This window comes from Laspinema palackyanum D2c, assembly GCF_025370875.1.
In the GTDB taxonomy this organism is placed as follows: Bacteria; Cyanobacteriota; Cyanobacteriia; order Cyanobacteriales; family Laspinemataceae; genus Laspinema; species Laspinema palackyanum.
In genome coordinates this window covers 46,450-66,121 of the sequence record NZ_JAMXFD010000003.1, presented here as the reverse complement: position 1 = coordinate 66,121, position 19,672 = coordinate 46,450, and the positions used below count along the sequence as shown (strand labels likewise).

General features: G+C 49.0%; 15 protein-coding genes and 1 riboswitch. Of the genes, 13 read left to right on the top strand and 2 right to left on the bottom strand.

Annotation, left to right across the window (positions count from 1 at the left end):
* Positions 1–39: 39 nt before the first annotated feature.
* The gene (locus tag NG795_RS05455) at positions 40–1,125 is read right to left on the bottom strand and encodes an AI-2E family transporter (protein WP_367287659.1); all 1,086 of its coding nucleotides are present in this window, start codon (positions 1,123–1,125) and stop codon (positions 40–42) included.
* A 176-nt stretch (positions 1,126–1,301) separates the two neighbouring features.
* Between NG795_RS05455 and bchD the strand changes: the two genes are divergently transcribed.
* The 9 genes from bchD (at position 1,302) to NG795_RS05410 (ending at position 11,719) form a co-directional block, all read left to right on the top strand.
* On the top strand, positions 1,302–3,359 hold the full coding sequence (bchD, locus tag NG795_RS05450; RefSeq protein WP_367287658.1) for a magnesium chelatase ATPase subunit D: 2,058 nt from the start codon (positions 1,302–1,304) through the stop codon (positions 3,357–3,359).
* Positions 3,360–3,457: 98 nt separating this feature from the next.
* Positions 3,458–3,931 (top strand): GNAT family N-acetyltransferase, encoded by a 474-nt coding sequence (locus tag NG795_RS05445; protein WP_367287657.1) that lies wholly within the window; start codon positions 3,458–3,460, stop codon positions 3,929–3,931.
* Positions 3,932–4,217: 286 nt separating this feature from the next.
* A riboswitch (cyclic di-AMP (ydaO/yuaA leader) is annotated at positions 4,218–4,377 on the top strand.
* A 99-nt stretch (positions 4,378–4,476) separates the two neighbouring features.
* A complete protein-coding gene (gene ntrB, locus NG795_RS05440; RefSeq protein ID WP_367287656.1) occupies positions 4,477–5,313 on the top strand; it encodes a nitrate ABC transporter permease in 837 nt (278 codons plus the stop codon).
* A 186-nt stretch (positions 5,314–5,499) separates the two neighbouring features.
* Positions 5,500–6,912 (top strand): CmpA/NrtA family ABC transporter substrate-binding protein, encoded by a 1,413-nt coding sequence (locus NG795_RS05435; protein ID WP_367287655.1) that lies wholly within the window; start codon positions 5,500–5,502, stop codon positions 6,910–6,912.
* Between the two features lie 143 nt (positions 6,913–7,055).
* Complete coding sequence (locus NG795_RS05430) at positions 7,056–7,898, top strand: ABC transporter ATP-binding protein (protein ID WP_436836033.1); 843 nt, start codon at positions 7,056–7,058, stop codon at positions 7,896–7,898.
* A 214-nt stretch (positions 7,899–8,112) separates the two neighbouring features.
* Entirely contained in the window at positions 8,113–8,301 is a 189-nt protein-coding gene (locus NG795_RS05425; RefSeq protein WP_367287654.1) for a hypothetical protein, read from the top strand.
* A 140-nt stretch (positions 8,302–8,441) separates the two neighbouring features.
* Entirely contained in the window at positions 8,442–9,749 is a 1,308-nt protein-coding gene (locus NG795_RS05420) for a TldD/PmbA family protein (RefSeq protein WP_367287653.1), read from the top strand.
* Between the two features lie 53 nt (positions 9,750–9,802).
* Positions 9,803–10,660: a DUF3153 domain-containing protein gene (locus tag NG795_RS05415; RefSeq protein WP_367287652.1), complete on the top strand. Its 858-nt coding sequence runs from the start codon at positions 9,803–9,805 to the stop codon at positions 10,658–10,660.
* A gap of 651 nt (positions 10,661–11,311) precedes the next feature.
* Positions 11,312–11,719, top strand: a complete 408-nt coding sequence (locus NG795_RS05410) for a response regulator (protein ID WP_367287651.1) — start codon at positions 11,312–11,314, stop codon at positions 11,717–11,719.
* Positions 11,720–12,056: 337 nt separating this feature from the next.
* Here NG795_RS05410 and NG795_RS05405 read toward each other — a convergent pair whose 3' ends face one another.
* Positions 12,057–12,188 carry a hypothetical protein gene (locus NG795_RS05405; protein ID WP_367287650.1) on the bottom strand — a complete coding sequence of 44 codons (132 nt, stop codon included), beginning with the start codon at positions 12,186–12,188 and terminating at the stop codon, positions 12,057–12,059.
* 17 nt (positions 12,189–12,205) lie between these two features.
* Here NG795_RS05405 and NG795_RS05400 point away from each other — a divergent pair, with 17 nt between their 5' ends.
* From NG795_RS05400 to NG795_RS05385, 4 genes are all read left to right on the top strand, one after another.
* Positions 12,206–14,197 carry a protein kinase domain-containing protein gene (locus NG795_RS05400; protein WP_367287649.1) on the top strand — a complete coding sequence of 664 codons (1,992 nt, stop codon included), beginning with the start codon at positions 12,206–12,208 and terminating at the stop codon, positions 14,195–14,197.
* Positions 14,198–14,279: 82 nt separating this feature from the next.
* A complete protein-coding gene (locus NG795_RS05395; RefSeq protein WP_367287648.1) occupies positions 14,280–15,428 on the top strand; it encodes a protein kinase domain-containing protein in 1,149 nt (382 codons plus the stop codon).
* 182 nt (positions 15,429–15,610) lie between these two features.
* Entirely contained in the window at positions 15,611–17,482 is a 1,872-nt protein-coding gene (locus tag NG795_RS05390; RefSeq protein ID WP_367287647.1) for a protein kinase domain-containing protein, read from the top strand.
* Positions 17,483–17,662: 180 nt separating this feature from the next.
* A complete protein-coding gene (locus NG795_RS05385) occupies positions 17,663–19,555 on the top strand; it encodes a protein kinase domain-containing protein (RefSeq protein ID WP_367287646.1) in 1,893 nt (630 codons plus the stop codon).
* The last annotated feature ends 117 nt before the right edge of the window (positions 19,556–19,672 follow it).

Sequence of the window (19,672 nt, the reverse complement as noted above, 5' to 3'; positions counted from 1 at the left end):
GAAAAGGGGGATCAATCACCGAATCAAAGCCAACTGATTCTATATGGATTCGGTGACCCTTTCCCCCGGGCGATCGTCAACCTCAATTTCATATTGAGCGCCTTTATTTTTCCATTTGTCCATAATATCTTTAAAATATAACTCTTGAATCCAAATCTGAGCCACCACAGTCAGCGGGAGAGCTAACAATAATCCCAACACCCCAAAAATACTGGCAAAGAAAATTTGCGCCACCAGAGTTACTGCCGGTAATAGAGACACTTGTTTCGCCATCACCGTAGGCGTTAACCAATAACTTTCAATCTGTTGAATGATAATATACCAAATTAACACCGCTAAGGCTTTCCAAGGGGCATCTAATAACGCAATCATCAACGGAAATACCGCGCTCATGGTGGGGCCAATATTGGGAATAAAATTAAAGAGTCCTGCCATCAAGGCATGAACTAAAACCAGATCCACTTGTAAGATCCAAAGGCCGATTCCACTTAAACCGCCGATAAAAATACAATTAATCGTAATTCCCGCCAACCAGTTTCCTAAACCGATTTCACATTCATCTAAAATTTCATTGGCACGACGGCGATAAAAAGAGGGGAATAGTCTAACAAATGCCTGCCGATATTCCAATGGATTCGCTAAGAGCATTAAGGTCAGCACCATCACAAATAAAAGCTGAAGGGCAATCCGAAACGAATTGGAGAAGAAATCCACAAAATTCGTGACCGATCGCAAAACGAAGGGCTGCAACTGCACAATCAACTCAGCCAGACTCGGCGGTTGCGGTAACCAAAGCGGTAACTGAGTTTCTATTGATCGCAACCAAACCCGCAACGCCAGAAACACTTGGGGTAATAGCTCAATCATCCGTTGAGATTGTTCGAGAAACTGGGGAACCACCAGCCAAATAAACAGCACATTAAACAGCACGGTCAGAGAGAGGGTGATAAAAATAGCAACCGTGCGGTTGAGACGTAATCGCTTCTGGAACTGCTTGGCAATACTATTGAGGGCAGTCGCAAAAACAACCGCGACAAATAACAGTAACAACAATTGCCGAATTTCCCATAAAATATAAAGGGAAATCAGAATGGCAACAAAACCAAGCCATTGACCAAATTTCACAGCCGTTGCTCGTTGAGATAATAGACTTTCCTCTAGGAATATAGCTCATGACCTCTCCAGATTGGCTAGAGGGGCCTTGATTTCAGGACAGGCGACTCCCCCTGCCCAGTAAAAAATCCCCGGACCCGCCCGCTTTTTTGATATTCTGAACCATTGGACTAGCAATTATTCAAACCATGCCCGCGCCCAGCACCTCTACCCTCACAGCATTTCCCCTGACAGCAGTTGTCGGTCAGGAGGCGATTAAACTCGCCCTACTGTTAACCGCAGTAGACCCCGGATTGGGAGGACTGGCGATCGCCGGTCGTCGGGGAACCGCCAAATCCGTGATGGCGCGTGCCATTCACGCCCTGTTGCCCCCGATTGAAGTGGTCAAAGACTCCATCGCCAACTGCAATCCCACCAATCCTGATGAATGGGACGACCTCACCCGAGAGGCCTACCCCCACTCTGGAACCAATGGCACTACCCCGGATGAGGTTCCCACCCAAATCATTCCCGCCCCCTTTGTGCAAATCCCCCTGGGGGTCACCGAAGACCGTTTATTAGGGTCCGTGGATGTGGAACAGTCGGTCAAGCAAGGGGACACGGTATTTCAACCGGGTTTACTCGCCCAAGCGCATCGGGGGGTACTCTATATTGATGAAATTAACCTCCTCGATGACCAAATTGCCAACCTGCTGTTAAGCGTCCTCACCGATGGACGCAACCAAATCGAACGGGAAGGGATTAGCTTCCAACATCCTTGCAAACCCCTGTTTATCGCCACCTATAACCCCGAGGAAGGGTCCCTGCGCGAACATCTGCTCGATCGCATTGCTATTACCCTCTCTGCTGATGGGGTCCTCGGCTTAGATCAGCGGGTGGAAGCGGTGGAACAAGCTTTATCCTACTCCGCTTCTCCCCAAGCGTTCTTACACCAATACACCGAAGATATTGACAACCTGAAAACCCAAATTCTCCTTGCCCGAGAATGGTTAAAGGATGTGGAAATTAACTCGGACCAAATCGCCTATCTGGTTAATGAAGCCCTCCGAGGCGGCGTCCAGGGTCATCGCGCCGAATTATTTGCCCTGCGCGTTGCCAAGGCATCGGCGGCCCTGGATGGTCGCACCACGGTCAATGCAGAGGACCTGCGTCGGGCGGTGGAATTGGTGATTGTTCCCCGTTCGACGATTGTCCAAACCCCACCGGAGGAGGAACAACCCCCACCGCCACCCCCACCGCCACCGCCGCAAGATAACTCGGATCAGCAACAAGATGAACCGGAGGAGGAAGAACCGGAAGAACAAGACGAACAGGAAGAACAGGAACAACCAGAACAGGAACAAAGTATTCCTGAAGAGTTTTTGTTCGATCCTGAAGGGGTGATTATGGACCCGAGTGTGCTGTATTTCGCACAAATGGCAAAACGGCAAGGGAAGTCGGGCAGTCGCAGCATTATTTTTTCTGACGATCGCGGACGGTATATTAAGCCGATGTTACCCAAGGGTAAGGTGCAACGGGTGGCGGTGGATGCGACGTTACGCGCTGCTGCACCCTACCAAAAAGCCCGTCGGGAAAAGCAACCGGACCGCAAGGTGATTGTGGAACAAGGGGATTTGCGATCGAAACGCTTGGCAAGAAAAGCCGGGTCTTTAATTATCTTTGTGGTGGATGCCTCGGGTTCGATGGCACTCAACCGGATGCAATCGGCGAAAGGGGCTGTCTTACAACTGCTGACGGAAGCCTATCAAAACCGCGACCAAATCGCTTTGATTCCGTTCCGAGGAGAACAAGCGGATGTGTTGTTACCCCCCACGCGATCGATTACTTCGGCCCGCAGACGGTTAGAACGGTTGCCCTGTGGCGGTGGATCGCCCTTAGCACATGGATTAAGTACCGCAGTGCGGGTGGGGTTAAATGCTCAACAATCGGGAGATATCGGTCAAGTGGCGATCGTTGCCATTACCGATGGACGGGGAAATGTTCCCTTATCTCGGTCCTTGGGTGAACCGCAAATTGAAGGGGAGAAACCGGATATTAAGGGAGAATTGCTCAACATTGCCGGTAAAATTCGCGGCGTGGGAATGCAGTTGTTGATGATTGATACAGAGAATAAGTTTGTTTCCACCGGGTTTGCGAAAGAGTTAGCAAAAGCGGCAGGGGGTCGATATTATAGTTTACCCAAGGCCACAGACCGGGCGATCGCAGATATGGCTAGAGGTGCATTAGCTGAAATGAAATCTCGCTAGGATTGGGCATTGAGAATGGGAGAATTAGAAGATTAATTCTTTATTCTCCCATTCTCAAGGTCCCGGTTTCGGTTCATTATTGCGACTGAATTTACGTCATGGCTGCATCAAAATCTCTGCCTTTGGGCTGTATTCTGCGCCCTGCAACTCCCGAAGATTTGCGAGCGATTCGTAAATTAGTATTTCAAGCAAAATTAGACCCCACCCAGTTGCGATGGGAAAATTTTTCGGTGATTGAATTCCCGGATAAAGTCATCGCTTGTGGACAATTACGGCAATTTTCCGGTTGTCAGGAATTGGGGAGTTTAGTCGTTGACAAATCTTGGCGCGATCGCGGATTAGGGTCCTATCTGGTTCAGCATTTAGTCAAAGAGGCGATCGGGCCGGTTTATGTGGAATGTATGGGCTGGTTGGTGGAGTTTTATGAACAGTTAGGATTTGTGAAAATTTCCTGGTCAGAATTACCCAAGCCTCTAAAAATCAAGTTTTTCTTAGGACAACTCGGCTCAAAAGTCTTCCCCCTAAAGGTAACAATTTTACAAGCCAAACCCTCAAAGCCCCGTACTTCCTAGCGGATATAATTTTTGCCAGTATCCGCGTTCAACGTCCCGACTTCAGTCGTTTCTTAAGTTCGTAGTAACGACTTCAGTCGTTATCTTATCCCCGTTCGCAGGACAGATAAAAAATCAGGAGAGTGTTCGATATTACTCCAAAGGGGGGAGAACGACTGAAGGCGTTACTACCAACTAAGAGGGAGAGCGACTTACGGACTTTATTAGGGACCGCCCCTAATCCCCAAAAAATTAAATTTCGTACCCCCTTGACATTTCTGCAAATTTTTCGTAAGAATGAATTTCAAGAGTAAGTCAGCCTAATTTAGGAGCCGCAGCTTGTTTGCGATCGCACCTGAAGCGGGGGAACCATATATCGGGGCGAATCTTTCATGGAAAAAGAGAAAGAAGAGCATCTCTCAGCTCTAGCCCGTCAGCTAACCTCGTAGGCATTGAGAGGAGACTGAAGTGCAGGATATTTATAATAACCTGACGGCTTCAGTGTCCTAGGCCAAGCATCGCTACGACTTACTCCCTTTGGTCCTAGACTCTGAGGGGAAAATTAAATGAGTAGAAGTGTCGCTACCCGCAAGGGCAGCAGTTTTTCATACGCACAGCGTCGCCGGGTCCAATTGGACTCGGTATTGTTACCAGCGATCGGTTTTGCCGTGATTCTTGCCCTGTGGTGGGCGATCGCCACCTTTTTTACCACCCTGATGCCGACTCCGTGGGAGGCACTGGTGGCGAATATGGATTATATTCTCAATCCCTTTTATCGTCGGGGACCGGGAGACTTAGGCATTGGTTGGCTACTCTTAGCCAGTTTGCGCCGAGTCCTCTTGGGTTTCGCCCTGGGTACGTTGGTTGCCATTCCCGTTGGGTTCTGGATTGGCCTCTCCCCAAAGGCAATGAAGGCAATTAACCCCGTCGTTCAGATTTTCAAACCCGTTTCTCCCGTGGCCTGGTTACCGATCGCCTTGGCAATCTTCAACCTCGCCGATCCATCAGCGATCTTTGTTATTTTCATTACCTCCCTCTGGCCGACCCTAATTAACACCGCCCTGGGGGTCTCCAGCGTACCCAAGGACTATCTACAAGTGGCCGAAGTTCTGGAAATGTCCCAGTGGCGGAAGATGACCCAGATTTTGTGGCCTGCGAGTCTCCCTTATATTTTCACCGGATTAAGAATTAGTTTAGGGATTGCTTGGCTGGTCATTGTCGCCGTTGAAATGTTAACCGGCGGCATTGGCATCGGCTTTTTCGTCTGGGATGAATGGAACCGTCTGAACTTGAGTTCTGTATTTCTAGCCGTCCTCGTCATTGGTTTGACGGGTCTGATTCTGGACTACCTGCTGCTTAGGCTTCAGCAATGGGCCACCCATCGGCCAGCTACCTCGATTTAATCGGGCCCGATTGCCTTTGATTTGGGTAAAGCTGGGCTAGGGGAGAGACCGTTTAGCGCCATCTTTAACAACCACAATTAATCTGTCATACATTCATTCTTGGGGTTCTCCTCTAGCAATGGAGGGGTTGTTTATACCCAGATGGAGTAAGACAGCTTACTAAACTTTTAGATACTCCTGAACATCATGAATTATATGAGTCGGCGATCGCTCCTCAAAGGAGTGGCTGGATTTTCTGCGGGATTCGCCTTGTCCGCCTGCGCTCAAGCCTTCTCTGGCGGAGCGAAAGGCAACTCCCGGAGCCCTTCTTCATCTCAACCCTTTGAGATTGACCAGGTAATTGACCCAAGCACCTTGGAACAGCCGAATATCCGAGTGGGTTATGTGCCAGTCAATGATTGTGCCCCTTTTGCCGTAGCTGCCGAAAAAGGCTTTTTTTATAAATATGGACTCAATGTCACCCTTAACCGAGAGGCGAGTTGGGGTACCTCCCGAGATGGTCTCATCTTTGGCCGGTTAGAGGCATCCCCCGTTGTATCGGGCTCAATTACTAATGCTCGCTTAGGAGCAGAGGGGGCACGCCATGCGCCCATGTGTGGGGCGATGACCATTCACCGTCATGGTAATGCCATGACCATGAATCGCCGGATGTGGGATAGCGGACTGCGACCCCTGCACGAATATAACGGAGATTTAGATGCATTTGCTCGGGACTTTCGCAATTACTTTGACGGGTTGCCCTCCGACCAGCGAATCTGGGCTGTGGTCCTGAGTTCGGCCATTTATGAATACTTCGTCCGCTATCTGGCAGCAGCGGCGGGTGTCGATCCCATCTCCACCTTTCGGATCATGATCATTCCACCCCCTCAAATGGTCACCAATGTGCGAATTGGGGCGATGCAAGCCTATATGGTGGCTGAACCTTGGAATACCCGGGCCATTACCGGGAATGAAGGAGTCGGCTTTACCTTTGCCCAAGGTAAGGAAGTGTGGCGGGGTCATCCGGACCGAATTTTGGCGGTGATGGAGTCGTTTATTGAGGAAAATCCCCGCACTTATCGCTCTTTGGTCAAGGCCATGATTGAAGCCTGCCAGTATTGTGGTGACCCCGCCAATCGGGAAGAAGTGGCTCAGATTATTTCAGCCCGAGCCTTTACCGGCGCACCCGCTAAGTTCACAAGTCCCGCTCTGGTGGGCAATTACAACTATGGAGGTTTTGATGGTCAAGATCGGATAGTTTCTAATATTGACACCACAATTTTTGATAAATTGCCTGATAATTTGCCTCACCCGCCAGGGGATCACTCGACCTTTTTATGGCAATCTCAGGCCCTCTGGCTGATGACCCAGGCGGCAAGATGGGGACAAGTGAGCGAGTTTCCAGCCAATGCGGATGCCTTAGCACGTCGGAGCTGGCGCACAGACCTCTACCGTGAGATTGCCACGGAAATGGGCATTCCCTGTCCAGCAGAGGATTACAAAGTAGAACCGGGGGAGTTGTTTATCGATCGCAAGTCTTTCGACCCCAGCAACCCCGTCGGCTATCTCAACAGTTTTGAAATTCGGGCGAAGGCTCCCGTTAACTTTTATCTGTCCTAGCGTTTGGACATTAAATAGCGAGGGAGACGCTCGCACTCGGGGCGGATATTTGAATGGATTGGATGCCGTTAACAAGCGGCTCCCGCTCTGTTTCTATTTGTCCTAACGGTCTGTTTTATCAACTTTATTTAGCGAGGTGAATCGTGGTTAAACCTAGTAATTATTCCTTTAATTCCCCTAATTCCCCAACTCTTGCAACCGAGGATTTTTTAGTCATTCGTGATTTAGTCAAAGCTTATCCCCAGGCCGGTGGCGGTCAGAATGTTATTTTGGACGGCATCGATCTCACTGTGCAGCCAGATGAATATATTTCTATAATTGGTCACTCGGGTTGTGGCAAATCTACCTTACTCAAAATTGTAGCAGGGCTAGAGCAAGCCAGTTCCGGCCTGGTAACTTTGGAAGGAAAACCCATTTCTAAGCCCGGAGCAGAAAGAATGATGGTTTTCCAGCAATATTCTCTGTTACCCTGGCTAACAGTCCGGCAAAATGTGCGCCTTGCAGTCGATGAAGTGCTGGGCCGTTTGTCAGAAGTAGAAAAGCGAGAAATCGTCAATGAACATTTAGCAATGGTGAATCTCAATGCCGCAGCGGAGAAATACCCCGACGAAATTTCTGGGGGGATGAAGCAGCGGGTGGGAATTGCTCGGGCGTTGGCGATTCGACCGAAAATGCTGTTAATGGATGAACCGTTTGGGGCGTTGGATGCCCTCACCCGAGGCAAGTTACAGCGGCAGGTGTTGGATATTTGGGAACATCATCCCCAGGCGGTGATGATGATTACTCACGATGTGGATGAGGCGCTGTTTATGTCAGACCGAATTGTGATGATGACCAATGGTCCCCAAGCCCAAATCGGGGAAATTCTCAACGTGCCTTTTGCTCATCCGCGCGATCGCGCCGCCTTACGAGATGATAAGCGGTATTACGAGTTACGAAATCATGCCCTTGATTTTCTCGATCGCTATTTCACTCAGGATGATTGATGATGGAGGTGATTCCCCCAAAGGCCGGTAAATCTAACTCCAAAACCCCCTCACCCGTTTAAGGTGAGGGGGTTTTTCTCTCAAGGATTGAAGTAAGCCCATTGCCCTTAGCTTCAAGTCCAGCAGTTTTTATAAAAATTTCTAAACCCTATGTTAATATACTTGTTTCAGTTTTAGATATTATCTCACACTGGTTTCTCCAAAAATAACCCTTATGAACTTACCAGAATTTGAGTATTTAATTCGCAAAACGGTCACTTATTTAGATTTTCATAGCGATGATGCCTCCAAGGAATTAAACGCACAGTGGCAACAGGTGCTAGTGGAGATTCAGCGCCTCAAACGACAGAAACAGCAGGAAAAATCCCGTCGCAGTCCCAGCAAACCAACCAAACCGGAGTAATTTTCCAGAATTTCCGGAAAAAAATCCGGGTATGATTGCTCATGAGCGATGTTATTCCCAGATTCCGATCCACAAGGGTAGCGATCGCAGGCCGATCCGACCTAAGATCGAGAAGAAAACCAGTAACAGCGACAGAAATTGTGAGTGATTCGACTCTTGAGAAAATTCTCGATTTGGCAAAATCTCGGGTAGACTCTGCCGAAGTTTACTATGTCTCCAGTCAAGATACCCCGATTGAATTTGAAAACAACCGCCTGAAATCCCTGCAAACCAAAGCCCTCCAAGGGGTGGCCCTCCGGGTGATTTCCAAGGGCAAAATTGGCTTTGCCAGTTCCACGGATTTGACCCGCCTGGATGATTTAGTTGATGCTGCGGTGCAAACCTCGGAAATTGGCGACAGTGCGGAATTTGAATTCGCCAGTAACCTCCATTTGTCCTCCCCAACCTCAGAATTTCAACCCCCAACCACCCAGGAATTGCTGGAAGTCGGTCGGAATCAAATTGAGCAGGTTCACGGTTACAACCCCGATATTCTGGTGGATGTCAGCTTTCATATTCGCAGTGGGACGGTCAAAATTATGACCAGCGAAGATTTGTATGCCACGCGATCGAGCCAGATTGTGAGCTCCAGTCTGAGTGGTAACTTAGTCAAAGGGGAAGATTTCCTGCAAGCTTATAGCTATGATGTCGCCCGCGATCGCCTGCCCGACTTTGATCGCCTCCTCAAAGACCTCCTCAAAAAATACCAACTCGCCGAACGTCCCGCCATCATCACCAGTGGTTCTTTCCCGGTCTTCTTTACCCCAAGAGCCGCAGCGAGTACCTTGGGCAGTCTATTCGATACCATCTTATCCGGTCAAGCGGTGGTGCAAAAGGCATCCCCCCTCATGGATAAAGTGGGAGAAAAAGTCTTTGATGAGCGCCTAACGTTATTTGAAGACCCCACCCTGGGCCCATCCGCTTGTGAATTTGACGATGAAGGCACTCCCACCAGTCCCAATACCCTGATTGAAAAGGGCGTGGTGAATGGGTTTTACTGGGACCGACGCTGGGCCGCCCGCGCCGGGTTAGAATCCACCGGAAACGGGTTTCGCGGTGGACTTTCGCGCCCAGGCCCCGATTTGGTCAATTTGTGCCTGAATCCGGGGAGTACCTCCACTGCTGATTTAATTGCCGGAGTCAAGGAAGGATTGATCGTTGAGCAAGTCCTCGGGGCTGGTCAATCAAATCAACTAGCGGGGGAATTTTCGGTTAACTTAGATTTAGGGTATAAAATCGAAAATGGCGAGATTGTGGGGCGAGTGAAAAATACAATGGTTGCCGGGAGTATTTTTGAAGCCTTTGATAGTTTAGTCGATTTTAGTAGCGAACGCGAATGGGTCGGCGGCGGTGCATTGATGCCGAGTATGCTGTTTGGGAAACTGGGAGTTTCTGCCAGACAAGGTTAAGTTTCGGGTTGGTAAAAGATGATTTAATGAATTGACCGGAGGAAGATAAATTTGTGAAATTAGCAGTTTTTGGGAGAAAATTCGGGGAGTGCATTCAAGGGAGCATGAGGCGATCGCGAGTCTGGATTGTCCTATTACTGGTCCCGCTCTTGCTCACCGGCTGTGTGGAATATGATGTGGGGATTAACTTTGAGAGTCAAACTCACGGAGAAATTGTCCAACATATCCAACTCGGAGAACGACTCAAAGCCTTTAGTAGTGCGACCGCTGAAGCCTGGTTAGACAGTATCGAACGCCGCACTCGCCAATTGCATGGGCAGGTTAAACGCAGTTCTGACCGAGAAATTACGGTGAAAATCCCGTTTAATAATGGGGCGGAATTAGTAGAGAAGTTTAACCAATTTTTTAATTCCGAGGAGAGGAATCAAGCGGAATTAGCGAATTCCCCCGAGGCGCAAATTCCGGATATTTCTTCTCAGATGGCGGTCAGACAACGGAACTTTTTACTGGCGATTTATAATCACCTAAATTATGAGTTAGATTTGCGATCGCTCGGGGTAATTTCCTCTAATGGCACCGTGATTGTCAGTCCGGGGGTCCTGTTGGATCTGGAATTTACCTTAAATACGCCCTGGGGTGCAACCGCCGTTGTCTCCGAGGATGGACTAATGCCAGAGAGTCGCAAGGATGGACGGCAACTGGTCTGGACCCTGCAACCGGGACAACTGAATCATCTGGAGACCCGATTCTGGGTCCCGAGTCCCATAGGGATTGGGGCATTTATTATTGTGGTGTTTGTGACTGTCAGTATCTTTTTGAAAGACAAACTGTTACCCGCCTTGGGAATTGGTCAGCGCAAACCGCTAAAGGCCAAAAAACCCCAACCGGAAACCGTTAATCTCGGGGGGTAAATCTGGGCCTCTGAGGAGCCCGGAGGACTAGGGTGGGAAAAAAGCCCACCTCCAGGTCTTCTCCAGTAAGGTGGGCTTTTTCCCACCCTACAATTGCTGTAAAGTTTAGGCGCTAAAAATTCTGGAACAGCCCTGCTGAGAGATGGAACCGCTGACATCAACGGGAATGTTTTCATCCCCCGAGTCAATTCGACCAAAAGAAAAGGGAGTGAGGGCATAACTCGGTTTAGAAAAGGGTCAAAAATCTGCCTCGGTCCTCGGTTAAGAACGTACCCTCTGGGATTAATCCGGCGGTCAACTTGAGCCAACTTTATCAAAGCTTTAAGAACAAGGAAGCTAACCGGAAAATTCCGGGGTTTGATTCCCGGAGTAGAGGGCGATCGCCTTCCCGGGGCGAAGGGCGGTTGTTGTCAGTGTTTAATCTAGGTAAAACCACTGTAGCCTCATCCACCAAAACCCCGAATTTTGTTTCTGGGGCCTATCCGTTATTTCAGGGTAAAAATAGGGTAAAGTTTAAATAGAGATATACCCATCGCTCAGGGGATAGAGTATCGTCTGATTGAGTCAATGAAGATTTGGCCGAAAAGCCGGTCAAACTGTTGCGATTCTAACCTGTCCATCTGAAGTGTTTTTAAGGACTGGAGAGAAAAAATGTCTGAAAATAATAGTCCCGTAGCCACCATTCTAGCTGTCGATGATAGTGTCGTCATGCAAGATTTAGTCAAGCGAGCATTGGCTCAGGATTATCGCGTCCTAGTGGCAGATAATGCCGTGGATGCTTTGTCGATGATTTACCACGAGCAGGTTGCGATTTTGTTGCTCGATGTTTCTATGCCCGGAATCGATGGCTTAGAGCTTTGTCGAACCGTGAGGAACATCCCTCAATTTCAAGAACTGCCCATCGTCATGCTAACGGCTCGCGATGGTCTGTTTGATAAGGTCCAAGGTCGGTTAGCTGGAGCAACGGAATATTTAACTAAGCCATTTGATGCCGCCCAACTGCGTCAAGTTGTGGGAAATTTTATTAATAGTAATCATCCCTCCGAAGTCGCCGACTAATCTCAAAGTTCAGGGAGGGTTGTTCAGCAATAATGCCCCCTTTATTCCCGGAAGAACCAGTGGGCATTGAAGTAGGGCACTCTGAAGGGAAACCAAGTCCTCGGACTGGGGAAAGCGGATGGGGAGAGCGGGAATCTTGGGAGGAAAAGAGTGCCAGCCTTAACTCAAAAATTAAGACTGCATTCAAACTCGATAATAAGATCCAACAATTGGGACTTAGGCGGTTAATCCATAAAAATTAATAAATATTCAAGAAGTGTAAAATTTGGGTTAAAAATCTGTTGAGACTCTCGGGGGTTACCCCAAGAAAGCCCCTAGGGGTTAGCCGTTAGGGGACTCAGGGGAGGACCATAAAACTCCAGGCGATCGCTGCACAACCGAGCAAACCACCACTCACAGAGGGGGGTTTGCTCACGAGGGTCGAAATAGTTGGACGCTGAGGAGGCAAAATAAAACTAAATCGGTTCATTGCCTATCATTCCTTATATGAGTTACTGCCTAAATCCCCGGTGTCAAAATCCCCAAAATCTGCCGAAGACTTCAATTTGTGAAAGTTGCGGCTCAAAGTTACTGCTTAAAGAACGCTATCGAGCTATCAAACCGATCGCCCGAGGGGGATTTGGCAAAACCTTTTTTGCGATCGATGAAGATAGACTAAATACTCCCTGTGCCATTAAACAACTCCTGCCGACCCTCCAAGGCAGTAGTGAATCCAGACAAGGATTGTTCGAGAAAGCCGTTGCCTTATTTAACCAAGAAGCAGTCCGCCTTTATGAACTGGGAGAACATCCCCAAATTCCCACCCTTCTCGCCTCTTTTGAACAGGACAAACGCCTGTATTTGGTGCAAGAATATATTGATGGGAAAACCCTGTGGCACGAACTGAAAGAGGGGGGTCCGTTTCGGGAGGAGAAAATTTGCCAACTCCTCGCTAAAGTCTTGCCCATTCTCAAATTTGTCCACTCCAAAAATGTGATTCACCGCGATATAACCCCGGGGAATCTGTTGCGACGCAAGCGCGATGGTCAAGTGATTTTGATTGATTTTGGAGTTGCCAAACAACTGACGGACGCTTCATTTGCTAAACCCGGGACCAAAGTCGGGACCACTTGTTATGCACCCATCGAACAACTTCGCAGTGGGAAAGCTTATCCTGCTAGTGATTTGTATGGATTAGGGGTGACTTGTATTCACCTGGTGACGGGTGCAAAACCTGATGGACTATTTGATCCGATTAAAGGCTGTATTTGGCGGGAGTATTTAGCGAACCGAGGTCGGACGATCGCCCCGCGCCTCGGGGATATCCTAGATAAAATGATTAAAGATAACTTGAGCGATCGCTATCAATCCGCCCAGGCGGTATTGACCGATTTGGCAGCACTTTTACCCCAGGGCGATCGCCAGGAACTCCGCAACACCGCCACCCGGATTCAAACGTCCCAGTTCATGAAACCTCCCTCAACCCAGAATTTACTTCCCCCTGGGGACAGGGTGAGTCCCGTGGCGGTTTTCTCGAAACCCCCGATTAGTAATCGCGCCTCAACCCACAGAGGGCCTCGCTGTGTGCGGACCCTCACGGGCCATACCTCTTGGGTGACTTGTCTGGCGATCGCCCCGAACAGTCATATTCTCGCCAGTGGCAGTCTCGACGATCGCATCCTGATTTGGAATGTTTTGACTGGGGAAACTCTACGCGGATTCTCCGGTCATACCAAATCCATTAATGGACTGGCCATCTCGCCGGATGGCACTCTTTTAGCCAGTTGCAGTGATGATGATACCATCAAGCTTTGGCATCTCAATACCGGGCGAGAAATTGCCACCCTCACGGAACATTTACGCGATGTTAATTCCCTAGCTTTTAACTCAACGGGCACGATTTTAGCCTCCGGTTCAGAAGATAGAACCGTGCGACTTTGGCAGATAGGAACAGGACCGAACGGAAACATTTCTGTCTCCCCGTTGTGTACCTTGGCCGGTCGTTCGGGAATGATTAAAGCCATTGCGATCGCACCCAATGGTCAACAATTAGCCAGTGGCGGTTTGGATAACGCGATCCAAATTTGGGATTTAAAACACCATAAAGTGCTCTATACCCTGGGGGGACATCTTCAATCGGTAAATTGTTTGGCAATCAGTCCCGATGGCGCACTTCTGGCCAGTGGCAGTAAAGATAAAACCATTAAACTTTGGCATTTTTCCACAGGAAAGTTGATTACCACCTTATCTGGCCATCGGGATCTGGTCAATTCCGTGGCCTTTTCTCCTGATGGCAAACATCTCGTCAGTGGTAGTACAGACCAAACCTTAAATCTCTGGCAAATTGGCCAGGAAAAAGGCCAGTTCTCTACCAACCATGTCACCACCCTGAATGGACATACCGGGGCGGTGAATGCGGTGATTTTTGCTCCCGATGGTAAACTGGTGATTAGTGGCAGTTGGGACGAAACGATAAAATTTTGGCAAGTCTTGTCTTAAACCAGGCGGATCAGACTTGTTTCGGTGCGATCGCCACTCATCACCGAGGAACGATACCCATTCTGTCAATTCCGGTAAGATTATGACCTATTGTCTCAATTCAAACTGCCCTAACCCCGCCAATCCCCCCAGTACCAAATTTTGTCTAACTTGTGGGGCTAAATTACTGTTGCGCGATCGCTATCGGGCGGTCCAACCCCTGGGCCAAGGGGGGATGGGTCGCACCTTTTTTGCCGTTGATGAAGACCGCCTCAATGCACCCTGTGTGATTAAACAGTTTTTCCCCCAAATTCAAGGGACTGCTGCCTTAGCAAAAGCAACGGAACTGTTTCAACGGGAAGCGGTGCAACTGCTTCATCTGGGGGAACATCCTCAAATTCCCTCCCTTTATGCTTATTTTGAACAAGATAAACGCTGGTATTTAGTTCAAGAATTAATTGATGGTCCCGACCTTTTAGATGAACTCAAAACCCAGGGACCGTTTAGCGAAACTCAAATACAATCCCTGTTACTGGATTTATTGCCCATTCTGCAATTTATTCACAACAATCATGTGATTCATCGAGATATCAAACCGGATAATATTTTACGTCGGCGCAAGGATAATAAACTGGTTTTAGTTGATTTTGGGGTGGCAAAAGAAGGGACGGGGACTGCCCTGGCCCAAATGGGAACTCGCGCCGGAACTCACGGATATGCGCCCCTAGAACAAATTCGCGGAGGTCAAGCTTATCCCGCCAGTGATTTATATAGTTTGGGGGTGACTTGTATTCAGTTATTAACGGCAAAAATGCCCGATGATTTATATGATGGGATGAATGCCCGTTGGGTGTGGAAAGAACAACTGGCAAAGCAAGGGAAAAGGACCTCTCCTATTTTAGCCCAAGTTTTAGATAAACTGCTGCAAGAATTAGTGCGCGATCGCTATCAATCAGCGACCGAGGTTTTACAGGTATTGCAACCTGGGGCGATCGCCGGACCTCCCCCCAAACCCCCTGCTGCGGCCCAAACTCCCCCCTCTCCCGGCGTTCAACCGGGAAAATTTGACCCGGTTTCCTTGGATTTACAAGCGATTAAAACTCATTTTAGTCAAGGACAACCGGGGAATGCTCCACCCCCTGCTTCTCCCCCACCCAAATCCAGCCCAACTCCCCCCAATAAACCCGCTGGATTTGACCCGATCGCCGCTGAATTAGAAGCCTTACGCTCTGAATTTGGACAAGAACCGTAATCCCATCTATTTTCTCAGAAAGCGGTGGATTTGGAGAAATTGTGATTAAACTAGAGAGTGGACCCGAATGCCTTCCGAGGATGATTGCTCACCCCCGAGCATCCGGGGGTTTGAGACAATTCTACAAGAAGTCTAGTCACAAGAGTTGCCCGTATCCTGAAGCGTTTTACCTGAAAAATGGCATGAGCTATTGTCTCAATCCCCACTGTCAAAATCCAGAGAATCCAGCCGGTATCAAGTTTTGTCAAAGTTGTGGCAACAAGTTACAACTGAACGATCGCTATCGAGCACTTTCCCTGTTGGGGGAAGGGGGATTTGGCCGCACCTTCATCGCGGAAGATGCCGATCGCTTAAATGCCACCTGTGTGATCAAACAATTTTTGCCGTTACCCCAAGTTCAGCAAAATTCCGACTTATTAGAAACGGCGACTAAAATGTTCGCCCAGGAAGCTCAACGACTGTTACAACTCGGGGATCATCCCCAAATTCCGACCTTATTTGCAGATTTTGCCATTGACGGACGTCTCTATTTGGTGCAACAGTTCATCAATGGCAAAACTTTGTTGCAGGAGTTAGATGAAACCGGGCCGTTTTCCGCTGAAAAAATCAAAACTTTATTATTAGATTTACTGCCGGTTTTGCAGCATATTCATGAGCGCAATGTGGTTCATCGAGATATTAAGCCAGAAAATATTTTAAGACAAAAATCCGATGGGAAATATGTATTAATTGATTTTGGCGTTGCGAAACAACTCAGTAGTAACGTTTTAGTTAAGACGGGAACTAAAATCGGGACGGAAGGCTATGCACCGATTGAACAATTGCGGGGAGGGAAAGCGTATCCGGCGAGTGATTTGTACAGTTTAGGGGTGACTTGTATTCATTTGATGACCGATACCAATCCCGATGAATTGTACGACCCGATGAATGGGCGCTGGTTGTGGCGAGAAGAATTAATCAAAAAAGGGATAACGATTGATCGCCGCTTAGAAAAAGTGATTGATAAGATGGTGCAGGAGTGGGTGAACGATCGCTATGAAAGTGCCGGAGGGGCGCTGGCAGACCTCTATTGGTCGCTTCCTCAGCGGTTTATGTCCAACTCCCCAAGGGCGACCCCGACGATTAACCCCTCGATTCCGAACACCTGGAAATGTATTCATACTCTGACAGGTCATCAAAACTATGCGATCGCTGTAGCAATTAGTCCTGATGGAGAAACCTTAGCCAGTTGTAGTTATGATAAAACAATCAAGGTGTGGCATTTGGCCACCGGGACGGCGATCGGGACTTTAACCGCCCATACCGGGTGGGTGAGTTGTCTGGCGATTAGTCCCGACGGACAAATTCTGGTCAGTGGCAGTTTGGACAATACCCTAAAGCTGTGGGATTTGGGCAGTGGGAACTTATTGCAGACTTGGGATGGATTAAATGCCTATCCGTTGTCGATCGCAATTAGTCCCGATGGCGGAATCCTAGCAGCCGGTTGTTTTGACAGTACCGTGAAACTGTGGGACCTGACCACGGGGATGGCAGTGGGGACCCTGACTGGACATACGGGGTATGTGGAATCGGTGGCGATCGCCCCGGATGGGAAAACCTTGGCCAGTGGGGGTGGATACGATGACCATACCATCAAATTATGGGACTTAAACAGCGGATTAGAGCAAACTACCCTCCGGGGACATTTGGCCTCAGTCCGTGCCGTCGCCTTTACTCCCAATGGTCAGCAGTTAGTTAGTGGCAGTGAAGACAAAATCGTGAAACTGTGGGATTTACAGACCCACACCGAGACTTACAGCTTGCAGACTCTCAAGGATTGGGTACAAGCGGTTGCTGTGAGTCCCGATGGCGAAATCCTGGCCAGTGGCAGTCGCGATCGGTTGATTAAATTGTTCCTTATGAGAACCGGACAAGAACTCTGTACCTTAAAATGGCATTCGGGACCTATTACCTCTCTCGCTTTTAGTCCAGACGGCCACAAATTAGTGAGTAGCAGTTGGGATAATACAATCAAAATTTGGGAATCTGTCTTGTCAACTGAAAATAGAACATAAAATAGGCAATCAACAAAACGAGTAGGAACCCGAAAAGCTGATTCATTCCGGAATATTGGTAGTCTGCAATACCAATAGGTGTTGAAAATTAGCCCCGATGGAACTGTTCCGTAAAAGTGCCGAGACCAAAATTTTGGTAAAGACTGATTACTATATAACCACTTCTGAGTGTTTGCTGGTATGACTTATTGCGTGAATCCCGCTTGCCCAAATCCCCAAAACCCACCGAATATCCAGACTTGTCTAAGTTGTGGAGCGAATTTGCTGCTGAAAGAGCGCTACCGTACTATCCAACTTCTGGGAGAAGGGGGTATGGAACGAACTTTTTTGGCTGTGGATCAACAGCAGCAAGACAGTTATTGCATTATCAAGCAACTGCTGCCGGTGGAAACCGGCTTAGAAGCCTCGGCAAACAGTAGTACCCTGGAAAAGGTGATTGAAGTCTTTGATCACGATGCTCAACGTCGGCAGGCAATGGGAGATCATCAGCAGATTGCCAAGTTGCTAGATTATTTTGAGCAAGACAAACGCCTGTACATGGCGATCGAGTTTATCGACGGGCAAAGTTTGCTCGAAGAGATGGAACAACATGGCGCGTTCCGAGAAGCCCAAATTTGGGAACTCCTGGACCTCCTCTTACCCGTGTTTAAAACCATTCACGATCGCAATATTATTCACCGAGATATCAAACCGGATAATATTCGCCGCCGCCATACCGGGGAATTAATCCTCACGAATTTTGGCGTTTCTAAACCTTTAGCCAGTCTTGGACTGGCCCGAACTGGGAGTACCATTGGCAGCGAAGGATATGGGCCCCCAGAGCAGATCCGGGGAGGACTGGCCTATCCCGCCAGCGATCTCTATAGTCTAGGGGTCACTTGCATTCAACTGTTAACCGCAGAGTGGGTTGACGATTTGTACGACCCCCTAGAGGGAAGATGGATCTGGCGAGAACGACTCTGGAAAATGGGGACCGATGTGAGTGACGCTTTAGCCCAAATCCTAGACAAACTCTTGCAGGACCGGGTGAATGAACGGTATCAGTCTGTAACTGAAGTTCTGGAAGACTTGCATTCCCGGCGACCGACCTTTTTGAACAGGTCAGAAGAGTCCAGTTTACCGCCAACCCTCCCCACCGCAACCCCACCGGCAACCCCACCCCTGGCAGATCCCCATGCCTGGAGATGCATCCGGACCCTCAAAGGTCATCAAGGTTGGGTCTGGGCGATCTCCTTTAGTCCCGATGGCAATACCTTAGCCAGTGGTAGCGCCGATCAAAGCGTAATCCTGTGGAATATCACCACCGGCGATCGCCTCCGCACCCTAGAGGGTCATTCCGATTTAGTCCTTTCCGTCGCCTTTAGTCCCGTATCTCCCCTGTTAGCCAGTAGCAGCCGGGATAAAAGTATCATTCTCTGGAACGCCGAAACCGGGGAACGGATTCGGAACCTTGGGGGATGGTTTTCCGGCCATTCTGAATTAGTAGATTCCCTCGCCTTCAGTCCCAATGGGACCATGCTGGCCTCCGGCAGTTGGGACCGCAAAATCATTCTCTGGAATCCCTACACCGGCAAAGCTATCCGCAAGCTCAGGGGCCACTCAAGCTGGGTCTATTCCCTCGCCTTTAGTCCCGATGGCATTACCCTCGCCTCCGGCAGTCGGGACACAACCCTGATGCTGTGGAATGTCCACACCGGCCAGCACTTTTTTACCCTGTACGGCGATTCTGGCCTCGTCAATGCCGTGGCATTCAGTCCCAATGGCAAAACCATCGTGAGTGGCAATTTTGACGGGACCCTCGTCTTGTGGGATGCGGGTCGAGGTGAACAAATCGGTCGTTTACCAGGACATACAGAACGGGTCAATGCTCTAGCCTTTAGTCCCAATGGCAAATTTCTCGCCAGTGGCAGCCGCGATCAAACCGTCATCCTCTGGGATATCCGTCAGCGTAAGCCGATTTGTACGTTGACTGACCATCGCGATCGCGTCTTTGCTGTCGCCTTCAGTCCCGATAGCAAAATCCTCGCCACTGCCGCAGGGGATGAGACGGTCAAACTGTGGCAGGCACCGTGATAGGTCATTTGTCATGGGTCTTATGTCGTTAGTCATTTCCGGCGTTCGTAGTAACGCCTTCAGGGGTTCTCTTATGTTCGTAGTAACGCCTTCAGGCGTTCCTTCATGTTCTTAGTA